This is a genomic window from Pseudomonas prosekii, from assembly GCF_900105155.1.
Classification (GTDB): Bacteria; Pseudomonadota; Gammaproteobacteria; order Pseudomonadales; family Pseudomonadaceae; genus Aquipseudomonas; species Aquipseudomonas prosekii.
In genome coordinates, this window is sequence record NZ_LT629762.1 from 2911303 (window position 1) to 2924450 (window position 13148).

The window sequence follows — 13148 nt, forward strand, 5'->3', positions numbered from 1 at the left end:
CATCGAGTTACGCATTGGGCAGGCAAAAAGCCGATTCATGTAGTATAACTACAAGCTTGCTACATCCCCGGCGCCTGCCAATAACAAAGAGTCCAGCCCCTTGAATCTGCTGCAACATATCGCCCAGTCCCGCCACCTGTTACGCAAGTCGGAGCTCAAGGTCGCCGATCATGTGCTGCTTGATCCTGCGGCGGTGATGCACAGTTCCATGGCCGACCTGGCCCACAGCGTGGGCATCAGCGAGCCGACCATCGTGCGCTTTTGCCGCGCGATCGGCTGTTCCGGTTTCCAGGATCTGAAACTGAAACTGGCGCAGAGTCTGGCCGCCGGTGCGAGCTTCGGGCAGTTCGCGATTCATGAAGACGATTCGGTCGCTGACTACAGCCTGAAAATCTTCGACACCACGTTGCACACGTTGATGGAGGTTCGCGAGAAGCTCGATCCGGTGGAATTGCAGCGCGCGGTGTCGCTGATGTCGCAAGCGCAGCGGGTCGAGTTTTATGGCTTTGGCGCCTCGGGCGCGGTCGCGGCAGACGCGCAGCACAAGTTCTTCCGGTTGCTGCTGACGGCAGCGGCTTATTCCGATCCGCACATGCAGGCGATGTCGGCGGTGACGTTGAAGCCGACCGATGTGGCGATCTGTATTTCCCAGTCCGGCCGCTCCAAGGATTTGTTGATCACGGCGAATCTGGTGCGCGAAAGCGGCGCCTCGCTGATCACCTTGTGCCCGAGTCAGACGCCGTTGGCCGAGCTGTCGACCGTCAATTTGGCGATCGATGTGCACGAAGACACTGAAATCTACACACCGCTGACCTCACGCATCGCCCATCTGGTGGTGATCGACGTGTTGGCGATGGGCGTAGCGATGGCGCGCGGGCCGAGCCTGGTCAACCACCTCAAGAGCGTCAAGCGCAGCCTGCGCAGCTTGCGGTTGTCGCCTAAATCAGTGAAAGCGCTGGACGACTGACGTCGTCGCAAGGTCGTTCCGACCTTATTCGCGAGCAAGCTCGCTCCCACATTTGACCGAGTTGTTGTGGCGAGGGGGCTTGCCCCCGTTGGGTCGTGGAGCGTCCCAGAAATTTTGCGACTGCTGCGCAGCCGAACGGGGGCGAGCCCCCTCGCCACAATGCGATTTGCCACCGCACAAATTTTCATCTGTCTGTAATCAACCCGCCGCCAAATCGTCATCCGCGACGCTCATCGTGTAACTCCCGTAATCGCCTTGGGAGAACCGAAATGGCCCAGCCCTACGAAGAACGCAACAGCGCCCTGAAAACCCGTCGTCAGCAGGAAGACCAGCGCCGCATGGAGTTTCGTCGTGCCATCGAAGATCGCTGCGAACGCCGCCAGCTGCTGGCCGAGATTGGCGATTACCCTGACGAGCTCGAACTCAACTACTGGCAGGCAGCACCGGCAACTTCCCGTCGAAGCGCTCAACCAACGCGCTGATTTGCACCCGCTCGCTGCGGATAAACGCCAGGAAGGCGTGCGCTACCGGTGACAGGCGTTTGGCTTTGGCCTGCACCAGGCACCAGCTGCGATACAGCGGCAGCTCGTCGACCGGCAACTCGATCAGTGCGCCGGTCGCCAACTCAAGGTTCAGGGCGTGGCGCGTCAACAGCGCCAGGCCCAGACCCGCCGACACGCATTCACGCTGAGCCTCGGCCGAGGCGACTTCCTGAGTCTGGGTGAAGTGCACGCGTTTCTCTTTGAAATACTCTTCGCAGGCCATTCGCGTCCCGGAGCCCGGCTCGCGCATCAGCAGCGTGTACGGTTCCAGATCCTGCAAACGCAGCGGGCCCATGTGGCACAGCGGATGATCCGGCGGCGCCACGGCGACAATCGGGTTGTTCAAAAAAGGCAGGAATTCCAGGCCCATGTCCTGCGGGACCATCGACATGATCACCAAGTCATCGCGGTTGTCCGACAGCCGTCGAATCACTTGGCCACGGTTGACCACGGTCAGGTGCAGATTCACCTCGGGATGCTGGCGTTTGAACGCGGCAAACAGGTGCGGCACGAAGTATTTGGCGCTGGATTCCACCGCCAGTTTCAGTTGCCCTTGCAGCGAACCCTGCATGTCCGACAACTGCATATCCAGGTTTTCCAGGCGTCCGAAAATATCCCGACTGGCGCGCTGAAGCGCTTCAGCCGCCTCGGTCATGTAGAGCTTTTTGCCGACGTAATCGAACAAAGGTTGGCCGATCAGCTCCTCAAGTTGACGAATCTGCAGGCTGACGGCAGGTTGTGTCAGCGACATTTCATCCGCCGCGCGGCTGTAAGAGCGCAAATCACAGACCTCATTGAAGATCTGCAATTGACGCAATGTCATACGCATCAATGACTTACGCATCTTATAAATACTCTCACCAGCGGCTGATCGGGCAACTATAAGTCTTTACTTATGGCTGACCCAATTATTAATCATTTTTGTTAATCCCTCGCGAGGGCTAGTGTGGGGCTGCGACTAAATTGAAACATTTAGTCACGCGCCGACCTGGTCTAGCAGGTCGTGGGTACCACCGGCTCAAGGGAAACTCCAAGTGATAACAAAGATCCTGATCGCCAACCGTGGTGAGATTGCCGTACGAATCGTGCGTGCCTGCGCCGAAATGGGCATTCGCTCGGTCGCGGTCTATTCCGACGCCGACCGCCATGCCTTGCATGTAAAACGTGCGGACGAAGCCCACAGCATCGGTGCCGACCCACTGGCCGGTTATCTGAACCCGCGCAAGTTGGTCAATCTGGCGGTGGAAACCGGTTGCGATGCGCTGCATCCCGGTTACGGTTTCCTCTCGGAAAACGCCGAACTCGCGGACATCTGCGCTGAACGCGGGATCAAATTCATTGGTCCATCGGCCGAAGTGATTCGCCGCATGGGCGACAAGACCGAAGCGCGCCGCAGCATGATCAAGGCTGGCGTACCGGTCACTCCCGGCACCGAAGGCAACGTCGCCGACATCGCCGAAGCGCTGACCGAAGGCGATCGCATCGGTTACCCGGTGATGCTCAAGGCCACTTCTGGTGGTGGCGGTCGCGGCATTCGTCGCTGCAACAGCCGTGAAGAACTCGAACAAGCCTTCCCACGGGTGATTTCCGAAGCGACCAAGGCATTTGGTTCGGCGGAAGTGTTCCTGGAAAAATGCATCGTCAATCCCAAGCACATCGAAGCGCAGATCCTCGGTGACAGCTTCGGCAATGTCGTGCACTTGTTCGAGCGCGACTGCTCGATCCAGCGCCGCAACCAGAAGCTCATCGAGATTGCCCCGAGCCCGCAACTGACCCCGGAACAGCGCGCCTACATCGGCGACCTGTCGGTGCGCGCGGCCAAAGCCGTGGGCTACGAGAACGCCGGCACCGTGGAGTTCCTGCTCGCCGAGGGCGAGGTGTACTTCATGGAGATGAACACGCGGGTGCAGGTGGAACACACCATCACCGAAGAAATCACCGGCATCGACATCGTCCGTGAGCAGATTCGCATCGCCTCCGGCCTGCCGCTTTCGGTGAAACAGGAAGACATCCAGCACCGCGGTTTCGCGCTGCAATTTCGCATCAACGCCGAAGACCCGAAGAACAACTTCCTGCCGAGCTTTGGCAAGATCACCCGTTATTACGCGCCCGGCGGTCCCGGCGTGCGCACCGACACGGCGATCTATACCGGCTACACCATTCCGCCGTTCTACGACTCCATGTGCCTGAAACTGGTGGTGTGGGCGTTGACCTGGGAAGAGGCCATGGACCGTGGCTTGCGCGCCCTCGACGACATGCGTCTGCAAGGGGTCAAGACCACCGCCGCGTATTACCAGGAAATCCTGCGCAACCCGGAATTCCGTAGCGGCCAGTTCAATACCAGCTTCGTTGAAGCCCACCCTGAACTGACCAACTACTCGATCAAGCGCAAACCCGAAGAGCTGGCCCTGGCCATCGCCGCCGCCATCGCCGCCCACGCAGGCCTGTGAGGAATAACAAAATGTCCAAGAAAATCCATGTAACCGACACAATCCTGCGCGACGCCCACCAATCGCTGCTCGCCACCCGCATGCGCACCGAAGACATGCTGCCGATCTGCGACAAGCTCGACAAAGTCGGCTACTGGTCGCTGGAATGCTGGGGCGGCGCGACGTTTGATGCCTGTGTTCGTTTTCTCAAAGAAGACCCGTGGGAGCGTCTGCGCCAACTGCGCGCGGCGTTGCCTAACACACGCCTGCAAATGCTCCTGCGGGGGCAGAACCTGCTGGGTTATCGCCACTACAGCGACGATGTGGTCAAAGCCTTCGTGGCCAAAGCCGCGGTCAACGGCATCGACGTGTTCCGCATCTTCGACGCAATGAACGACGTGCGTAACCTGCGCGTGGCCATCGAAGCAGTGAAAGCGGCGGGCAAACATGCCCAAGGCACCATCGCCTACACCACCAGCCCGGTGCACACGATTGACGCGTTTGTCGCGCAAGCCAAGCAAATGGAAGCCATGGGTTGCGACTCCGTGGCGATCAAGGACATGGCCGGCCTGCTGACGCCGTACGCCACTGGCGAACTGGTCAAGGCATTGAAATCCGAGCAGTCGTTGCCGGTGTTCATTCACTCGCACGACACCGCTGGCCTGGCGACCATGTGCCAACTCAAAGCGATTGAAAACGGCGCCGATCACATCGATACCGCGATCTCCAGTTTCGCTTCGGGCACCAGCCACCCTGGCACCGAATCGATGGTTGCGGCCCTCAAGGGCAGCGAGTTCGATACCGGCCTGAACCTCGAACTGCTGCAAGATATCGGTCTGTACTTCTACGCCGTGCGCAAGAAATACCACCAGTTCGAAAGCGAGTTCACCGCGGTCGATACCCGGGTTCAAGTCAACCAGGTACCGGGCGGGATGATTTCCAACCTGGCCAACCAGTTGAAAGAGCAGGGCGCCCTGAACCGCATGGCCGAAGTGCTGGCAGAAATCCCGCGCGTTCGTGAAGACCTCGGCTTCCCGCCGCTGGTGACCCCGACCTCGCAAATCGTCGGCACCCAGGCGTTCTTCAACGTGCTGGCCGGCGAGCGCTACAAAACTATTACCAACGAAGTGAAGCTTTACCTGCAGGGCGGCTACGGCAAGGCGCCGGGCACGGTGAACGAGAAACTGCGTCGTCAGGCAATCGGTAGCGAAGACGTGATCGACGTGCGTCCGGCTGATCTGCTGAAACCGGAAATGACCAAGCTGCGTGGCGAAATCGGCGCCGTCGCCAAGTCCGAAGAGGACGTGCTGACCTATGCGATGTTCCCGGACATCGGCCGCAAGTTCCTCGAAGAACGCAACGCCGGCACCCTGACACCGGAAGTGCTGCTGCCGATTCCTGAAGCCGGCAGCGTCACCTCGGCCAGTGGCGAAGGCGTGCCGACCGAGTTCGTCATTGACGTCCACGGCGAAACCTACCGCGTCGACATCACCGGTGTCGGCGTCAAGGCTGAAGGCAAACGTCACTTCTACCTGTCCATCGACGGCATGCCGGAAGAAGTGGTGTTCGAACCGCTCAACGAATTCGTCAGCGGCGGCAGCAGCAAACGCAAGCAAGCCACCGCGCCGGGCCACGTCAGCACCACCATGCCGGGCAACATCGTCGATGTGCTGGTCAAGGAAGGCGACTCGGTGAAAGCCGGGCAATCGGTACTCATCACCGAAGCGATGAAAATGGAAACCGAAGTCCAGGCTGCCATCGCCGGCAAGGTCACCGCCATTCATGTGGCCAAGGGCGACCGGGTCAATCCGGGTGAAATCCTGATCGAGATCGAAGGCTGAGATAACAGCCGCGATACACCGCTTTAAACCTCGGGGGGGCATGTGCTCCCCTTTTTTTTGCCTGAATATTGGGCTCACAACGATCCCTTGTAGGAGCGAGGCTTGCCCGCGAAAGCGCTGTGTCAGTCAGTTTTGATATCGACTGATCTGCCGCCATCGCGAGCAGGCTCACTCCTACAGGGTTTTTGGTGTGTCATTGATTGTTGATCAGAACGCCATTCGCCACTGGCCCATCACGCCGTGGCTGCGGCTGTCGTTGCCCAGCTCTGCGTTGTAGCCCACGCCGAGCGTATGCCGGGGCGAAACGGCGAGGTCCAGTCCGGCATCGAGCATCAGGCTGTCACGGTCCAGCGCCGCGCCTTCAACGGTGTAAGTCTTGCCGCCGGTGACCAGTCGTTGCCGGGTTTTGCTGTCGACATCGCCGTAGGTGTGTTTCCAGCCAGCGCTGAAGCGCGGCGTGACTTGCATACCGTTATCCAGCGTATTGAGCTGCGCCAGGCGCAGGCCGAAAGTGTTGCTGAAATTGTCGCGGGTTTGCCCGTGAACTTGCAGCTTCGCCGCGCCACCCTTTTCGGTGTAGCTGTCGCGGTGGTAGCGCTGGTAACCGAAATTGGCGAAGGGCTCGGCGCTGATCATGCCGTTACCGAGGTTGTAACCGAACTCGGCGAATGCCTGTTGAGTGTTAGCGTCGTAGCGACCCTTCGGACGATCGCTGAAACCATTGAACGCGATCTGGCGTTTGGTGCTGCCCGCATGCTTGCCATGACTTGCCCCCAGACGTATCGCCAACGGCCCACTTTGACGCAGCGCATAGGCGCCGAGGTGCCAACTGTCGAGGTCGCCGTCCAGCCGGCTACCGTCCAGTCGCGTCTGCGATTTCGCACCGATGACACCGAGGCTCCATTGCTCATCCAGCGCCCAATCGGCGCCCAGTACCAAACCTTTGGTGGAGTGTTGCAGCGCGCTGCTGACATGCCCGCGATCCACCGTGCCGCCATTGCCGAGCGCCTGAAACCACACTCTGCCATCCGCATCGTCGCCCGCCGCCAGACTCGGCGCCGAGTTTTGCGCATTGAAATTGCCACGATCCATCTGCCGCATGGCGGAGAGCATGCTGGCGTTCACCGGATCGATACTGCGCAGGGTGGCGTTCGCCAGATTGGCATTGATGCCCGCAGCTAATTGCTCGATGGCAATGGCAGCGGTGGCTTTGTCGGAACCGAGCAGGGCGGCGATTGCGGCGTTGGTTGGCAAGTCAGGTTTTGCCGGCGCTGCAGCAGGTTGGGTGGCTGGGGATGATCCCTGGAGGATTGCTGCTTCTGGAGGGGGAGGCTCAATCACTTGGGCAATAGAAGTTTCAGGTGCTTCCACCACGTTCTGTATTGGCGCAGATAAGTCCGTCTCGGAGACGGAAGCTTCAGCAGACGCGGGATCCGGCATTTCGATGACCAGCTTTGGCGTCGAAGCGACTTCAAGCGGCTCCGGCATCGGGGGTAACGTTGACTCTACGAGCGATGTCTCGGAGGCGGGGGTAGAAGGCACGTGGATAGGCGTTTCATTAGTCGCCTCGGTTGTTGTCTCAGGAGGCGGGGAAACTTGCTCCTCACTGACACTTTTACCAAGCGCGCGTCCGTTCTCGTCGAAAGCGAGTTTCTCTAAAGGCACATCATTGCGGGTGAACGTCAGGCCGACACTCTTTGCGTCGTAAGTCGCAGCAGGTGTGAAGAAGGCCAGATCACTAATCAACTTGCCGAACACGCCGTCGACCTTATTCGCCGTCATCACTACGTATTGGCTGCTTAATGGATATTCACCCGTCACGGCGACAACCTTCAGCGTGGCGTTTCCAAGTTGAGCGCCACCATCGACCTGAATAGTTTGGCTATGGCCATCGGCGTTCACCTCATAAGCCAACTCTGCCGTGTCTTGCAGCTCCAGATTGCCCCGCACATGCGGCGCTCCGTGCAACGCATTCACTTCCAGCCGACCCGCAACCTGCAAGTGGTGGACCGAGCCTTTGCCGCGAAAGGTCGCGCCTTTCTCAACCGATACCTGCCCGCCGATACGTCCCAGGTTGGTCAACGTTGCCTTGTCGGCGACCATCGCGCCTTCATGGAAATCGTTTTCTCCCGTTCGTGTCCAAAAACCTCGTTTGATGAACAGTTGGTTGAAATTCTTGCTCTCTCCCAATGCGCCACCATTGAGCGTATCAAGTTGCAAAATGTTGAGGCCGCCGCCGCCATCAACGATTCCGTTAAAGCGGCCGCGACGGCTGACCATCACCAGATCGTCGTCATCGCCCAGTTTCAATGCAATACCGTCAGGGCCAGAGGCTCTAGCTGTGACTTCTGTTTTAAATGTTTCCGGACGGTTGATAAATGTTTCGATCGACGTCAGATGCGCCGCCGGCAATGGCAATGAAGGAGCGGGTTCTTGAGCATGCGCAGAACCGGCATGGCCCAGCGCGATAGAGATCGCCAGGGCCATGCAATGCGGTCGAAAAGTGTGCCTGATGGACATCGGGTTCAGCCTCTTTTGGGGTGAGGCCAAACTGTAAAAGTCGATCCGTTTTGAGTCTGTCAGCCAACTCCTGACGCCTCGAAAGGCACGGCGACGGCGCCTGTAGCCGAATCCATTGCGGACTTCGGCTGCTGAGCATTTCACCCACTGATCAGACGCTTTTCCCTACAACCATCGCAGACGCTTCCGTTGGCGAAATGTTGAAAACTCAACTTCAAACGCCCAATCCATCCCAGGGTTGCCGCAATTCTCAACCCCGCCCCAAATACGCCTTCCCATAATGCCGCTCCATCCGCGCCTGGATCAGTTCAAGCCCAATCGACATCACCCAGTAAATGATCGCCGCCGTGGTGAGCATTTCGATATAGCGATAGCTCGACCGACCATACGACTGCGCCAAAAACATCACCTCCCACACCCCCATCACCGAGATCAGCGACGAGTCTTTGAGCATCGAGATGAATTGGTTGGTGGTCGGCGGGATGATGGTGCGCATGGCTTGGGGCAGGGTGACGCGCCAGAAGATCACGCTTTCGCGCATACCCAGGGCCAGGGAGGCTTCGCGTTGGCCGTGGGGGACGCCGAGGATGCCGGCGCGGAAGATTTCGCTGAGGTAGGCGCCGTAGTTCAGTGACAGCGCGATGATCCCGGCGGCGATGGCGCCCGGGACGATGCCCAGTTGCGGCAGGCCGAGGTAGATCAGCAGGATCTGGATCAGCAGCGGCGTGCCGCGAAAGAATGAGGCGTAGAAACTGGCGATGCCGAACGCCACGGCGCTTTTCGACAGGCGTGCCAGCGCGGTGATGAAACCCAGCAGCGACGAGGCGACGATCGAGCACACGCAGAGAAACAGCGTCAGTGCCGCGCCTTGCAGAAAGCCATTGGGCGCCAGGCGCAGGCCGACGAGGTTCGGCAGTTTGTCGAGAATGATCGAGAACTTCAGGTCGAAGCTCAGGAAGAAACTGGCGAACAATCCGAACATCGCCGCCCACGTCAGGTACAACCGCGTGCGGAAACCGAACACGCGTTGCAGACGTGACTCAGCCACCGGTTGCGGTATTTGTGGCAACTGCGGCGGCTGTGGAGGTTGGTGAAAAGAAGTCATTTGCTGATGTCAGCGCCGATCCATTTTTGCGACAGCTTGCTCAACGTGCCGTCCTGTTTCAGTTGCGCGAAGACCTCACGCACCTTGCCGTCCCACTGCGCGTCGCCTTTTTCGATGGCCACTGAGTTCGGCTCGGAGTACAGCGGATCGCCTGCCAGTTTGAAGCGCTTGTCCTGATTCAGGCGTGGTTGCGCGGTCACCAGATTGGTGAGGATCGCGTCGAGGCGCACCCCGGCGCCGAGGCCCAGATCCTGGAAGGCGACGTTGTCGGTGTCGTACGGCGCGATCTGCACATCCTCGAACGGGTACTGCAGTTGCGTGTCTTCGGCGCCTTCGATGACCAGGTTTTTGTTCAGGTAGCTTTCGTAGCTGGAAGCGCTGGTGAGGCCGACTTTTTTCCCGCTCAGGTCCTTGGCGTTGTGGATGCGCTCATCCTTGGCGTTGACCACGATCACGGCGGGCGAGGCGTAATACTCGACCGGGAAATCGAAGACTTCGGCGCGCGCCTTGCTCGGGGTCATCGAGCAGATGCAGATGTCGTAGCGACCGCTCCAGCGGCCAGCGGCGATCACGTCCCAGGACGGCGTTTCGAGGCGCAGTTTGACCCCGAGTTTCTCAGCCACGGCTTTGGCCACGTCGACGTCAAAACCGTCGAGCTGGTTCTGGTCGTTGAGGAATGAAAACGGTGGGTAGCTTTCCATCAACACGCCGACCAGCTCTTTGTTTTGCTCGACGCGGTCCAGCGTGGCGCCGCCGAAAGCCTGGGTAGAGGCGGCCAGAATGGTCAGGCCCAAGGCCAATAGCGGTTGAAATTTCACAGTCGATCCCTGAAAAAAAGAGGTTGTTATTAACCGAATGGTGCGTATTAAATAGTTATAAGAACGACTCTGATAGTGAGTTATTTTCATAAGCATATGAGTGAAAAGCATATGAGCGCAGTAAGCACGGTGATTCTGGATGGCGGCATGGGTCGTGAGCTGCAACGTCGAGGGGCGCCGTTCAGACAGCCCGAGTGGTCGGCGTTGGCGCTGAGCGAAGCGCCGCAAGCGATTGAAGCGGTGCACGCGGCTTATATCGAAAGTGGTGCCAACGTGATCACCAGCAACAGTTACGCGGTGGTGCCGTTTCATATCGGCGAAGCACGTTTTGCCGCAGAAGGTCAGGCGTTGGCGGCACTGGCCGGTGAATTGGCCCGGCGCGCGGTGGACGCTTCGGGCAAAGCAGTGCGCGTTGCCGGTTCATTGCCGCCGCTATTTGGTTCTTATCGTCCGGACTTGTTTGATGCGGCGCGGGTGACTGAATTGCTCTCGCCGCTGGTCAAGGGACTCGCGCCGCACGTTGATCTGTGGCTGGCGGAAACCCAGAGTTCGATCGTCGAGGCGCGGGCGATTCACGCCGGTTTGCCGCAGGACGGCAAGCCGTTCTGGTTGTCGTTTACCTTGAAGGACGAAGACACCGACGAAGTCCCGCGTTTGCGCTCCGGCGAACCGGTGGCCGAGGCGGCAGCAGTCGCGGCGGAGTTGGGCGTCGAGACGTTGCTGTTCAATTGCAGCCAACCGGAAGTAATCGGTGCGGCGATTGATGCCGCACGTGAGACGTTCGAGCGCTTGGGTGTAAAGATTCATATCGGCGCGTACGCGAATGCCTTCCCGCCGCAACCGAAAGAAGCGACGGCCAACGATGGTTTGGACCCATTGCGCGACGATCTCGACCCGCCGGGTTACTTGCATTGGGCGGCCGATTGGCGCGAACGCGGGGCCAGCCATCTGGGCGGCTGCTGCGGGATTGGGCCGGAGCATATTGCGGTGCTGGCTCAAAAACTCGTGTGAAGCCCATCGCGAGCAAGCTCGCTCCCACAGGGTTTTGGGTTGACCACAAAATTGTGATCACCCGCTATCCAATGTGGGAGCGAGCTTGCTCGCGATAGCGTCCTTCCAGGCATTAAAGATTTACCCGCGGCACTCAGCCAGGGTTTTCACCTGCCCCGAATCCGTCTGGTTTTCATCCGAAAGCCATTGCTCGAATGCCGCGCCAACCACCGGCCATTCCGAGTCCAGAATCGAATACCACGCGGTGTCGCGGTTCTGTCCTTTCACCACCATGTGCTGGCGGAACACGCCCTCGAAGCTGAAACCCAAACGCTCGGCCGCGTACTTGGAGCGTGCATTGCCGTTGTTGCACTTCCACTCCAGACGCCGATAACCCAAGGCAAATGATTCCTTGGCGAGCAGATAAACCGCCTCGGTGCTTTTCGGTGAACGTTGCATCGGCGCGCCAAAGGTCACGTGGCCGATTTCGATGCGGCCCTGCGCCGCGACGATCGACATCAGGCTGAGCATGCCTTGCACGTCGCCGCTGGCACGGTCGATCACTGCGAAGAAATACGGGTCGCTGCTGGCCGCGTGGTTGTTCAGCCAATCGTTGAACACGCTGCGTTCTGGAAACGGCCCGTAAGGCAAGTAATCCCAGAGTTTCGGATCGGCACCCGGGCCTTCCAGGGCCTGGAACAAGCCGTCGGCATGGCGCGCCGGGTCGAGTTTTTCCAGGCGAATGAAGCGCCCTTCGAGCAGTTGCGCCGTGGGCGCCGGGGCGCCTTTCCAGTCCGCCAGTGAAGTGGTCATTTGTTGTTCTCCTGAAACCTTAAAGGGCTTTGCGAAACTGGATTAAACCGGGACGCTCGGCGATGCGCTCGTAGAGCTGGATCGCGGTCGCATTGGTTTCGTGGGTCAACCAGTGAACCTTGCAGCAACCATCAGCCTTGGCCGTGGCGTAGACGAATTCGATCAACTGCCGACCGACGCCGGTGCCACGCCTCTGCGGCGCCACCAACAAGTCCTGCAAGTAACAGGAATTCTCGATGCTCCAGTTCGAGCGATGGTAGATGAAATTGACCATGCCCACCGCGTTGCCATCGGCCCAGGCGAGCGCCGAATGGGTTGGCTCGCTGGCATCGATCAAGCGCTGCCAGGTGTTTTGGCTGACGGCGTCGGGCAATTGCGTGTTGTAGAACTGCAAGTACGCTTGCCACAACGGCAGCCACGCGGCGTGGTCGTCGGCGGTGACCGGGCGGATTTCGATCAGGCTCATGGTTGTTCCTTAACGCATCAATTGGGCGAGGGTTTGGTCCTGCGCATCGGAGCTGGCGGCCAGCCCTTCGCGCACACCGGCGACGTCGGCGGCCGCGCGGTTCTGGCTGAGTTTGCGTTTGCCTTGCAGACGCTCGATGGGCAGCGCAAACCCGACGATGGCGCGGAGCATGCCGTCGATGTAGTCGGCGGGCGCGTCGGTGACTTTCCACGGGTCGGCGCGATTCGCTTCGTGGCGATCGGTGAGCGCGCTGACCAACGTGTGCAAGCGCTCGGCGTCAGTGAAAACTTCAGCGCTGCCGTAAGCGTGCACGGCGACGTAGTTCCAGGTCGGCACGACTTTGCCGTGCTCGGCTTTGCTCGGGTAGAAACCGGGGCTGACGTAGGCGTCGGCCCCGGCAAAAATCACCAGTGCTTCGGCGCCGTTCTGCAAGTCTTTCCACTGCGGATTGGCCTTGGCCAAATGCCCGTAGAGTGTGCCATTTGCACCTTCTGCGGCCTCCAGCAGCAACGGGATATGGCTGGCCTGCAAGCCTTGCTCGCCGTGGGTGACCAGCATGGCGAGGCGCGTGCCGAGGATCTGCTGCTGCAGTTCCGACAAATCTTCGATGGCGAATGAGCTGGGGTTGTACATGAGATTTCCCTTGGCGAATGGCCC

General features: G+C 59.6%; 12 protein-coding genes. 5 read left to right on the forward strand and 7 right to left on the reverse strand.

Going from position 1 to position 13148, the window contains the following annotated elements; translation table 11 throughout:
• Window positions 1-100 precede the first annotated feature (100 nt).
• Window positions 101-967, forward strand: a complete 867-nt coding sequence (hexR, locus tag BLU01_RS13135) for a transcriptional regulator HexR (RefSeq protein ID WP_008027445.1) — start codon at window positions 101-103, stop codon at window positions 965-967.
• Window positions 968-1236: 269 nt separating this feature from the next.
• Window positions 1237-1449, forward strand: coding sequence for a PA3496 family putative envelope integrity protein (locus tag BLU01_RS13140; protein ID WP_092275898.1), 213 nt, complete (start codon window positions 1237-1239; stop codon window positions 1447-1449).
• Here BLU01_RS13140 and BLU01_RS13145 read toward each other — a convergent pair.
• The gene (locus BLU01_RS13145; RefSeq protein ID WP_092275901.1) at window positions 1391-2353 is read right to left on the reverse strand and encodes a LysR family transcriptional regulator; all 963 of its coding nucleotides are present in this window, start codon (window positions 2351-2353) and stop codon (window positions 1391-1393) included. The two genes, BLU01_RS13140 and BLU01_RS13145, sit on opposite strands and share 59 nt — an antisense overlap.
• 190 nt (window positions 2354-2543) lie before the next feature.
• Here BLU01_RS13145 and BLU01_RS13150 point away from each other — a divergent pair, with 190 nt between their 5' ends.
• Together BLU01_RS13150 and oadA are read left to right on the forward strand one after the other, a co-directional pair.
• Entirely contained in the window at window positions 2544-3959 is a 1416-nt protein-coding gene (locus BLU01_RS13150) for an acetyl-CoA carboxylase biotin carboxylase subunit (protein ID WP_092275904.1), read from the forward strand.
• Window positions 3960-3970: 11 nt separating this feature from the next.
• The gene (gene oadA, locus BLU01_RS13155) at window positions 3971-5779 is read left to right on the forward strand and encodes a sodium-extruding oxaloacetate decarboxylase subunit alpha (protein WP_092275907.1); all 1809 of its coding nucleotides are present in this window, start codon (window positions 3971-3973) and stop codon (window positions 5777-5779) included.
• A gap of 207 nt (window positions 5780-5986) precedes the next feature.
• Here the strand turns inward: oadA and BLU01_RS13160 are convergent, their stop codons facing one another.
• The 3 genes from BLU01_RS13160 to BLU01_RS13170 all read right to left on the reverse strand — a co-directional run bounded on the left by BLU01_RS13160 (window position 5987) and on the right by BLU01_RS13170 (window position 10222).
• Window positions 5987-8266 (reverse strand): autotransporter outer membrane beta-barrel domain-containing protein, encoded by a 2280-nt coding sequence (locus tag BLU01_RS13160; RefSeq protein WP_231987145.1) that lies wholly within the window; start codon window positions 8264-8266, stop codon window positions 5987-5989.
• 283 nt (window positions 8267-8549) lie between these two features.
• A complete protein-coding gene (locus BLU01_RS13165; RefSeq protein ID WP_092275913.1) occupies window positions 8550-9404 on the reverse strand; it encodes an amino acid ABC transporter permease in 855 nt (284 codons plus the stop codon).
• Complete coding sequence (locus BLU01_RS13170; protein ID WP_092275916.1) at window positions 9401-10222, reverse strand: ABC transporter substrate-binding protein; 822 nt, start codon at window positions 10220-10222, stop codon at window positions 9401-9403. The genes BLU01_RS13165 and BLU01_RS13170 overlap by 4 nt, the downstream gene beginning before the upstream one ends.
• 111 nt (window positions 10223-10333) lie before the next feature.
• Here BLU01_RS13170 and BLU01_RS13175 point away from each other — a divergent pair, with 111 nt between their 5' ends.
• Window positions 10334-11233: a homocysteine S-methyltransferase family protein gene (locus tag BLU01_RS13175; protein ID WP_092275919.1), complete on the forward strand. Its 900-nt coding sequence runs from the start codon at window positions 10334-10336 to the stop codon at window positions 11231-11233.
• Between the two features lie 120 nt (window positions 11234-11353).
• On the opposite strand, the gene BLU01_RS13180 is transcribed toward BLU01_RS13175, so the two are convergent.
• From BLU01_RS13180 to BLU01_RS13190, 3 genes are read right to left on the reverse strand one after another with little or no spacing between them, the layout of a single operon-like run.
• Window positions 11354-12025: a GNAT family N-acetyltransferase gene (locus BLU01_RS13180; RefSeq protein ID WP_092275922.1), complete on the reverse strand. Its 672-nt coding sequence runs from the start codon at window positions 12023-12025 to the stop codon at window positions 11354-11356.
• A gap of 19 nt (window positions 12026-12044) precedes the next feature.
• Complete coding sequence (locus BLU01_RS13185) at window positions 12045-12491, reverse strand: GNAT family N-acetyltransferase (RefSeq protein WP_092275925.1); 447 nt, start codon at window positions 12489-12491, stop codon at window positions 12045-12047.
• A 9-nt stretch (window positions 12492-12500) separates the two neighbouring features.
• On the reverse strand, window positions 12501-13124 hold the full coding sequence (locus BLU01_RS13190; protein ID WP_092275928.1) for an FMN-binding negative transcriptional regulator: 624 nt from the start codon (window positions 13122-13124) through the stop codon (window positions 12501-12503).
• Window positions 13125-13148 lie beyond the last annotated feature (24 nt).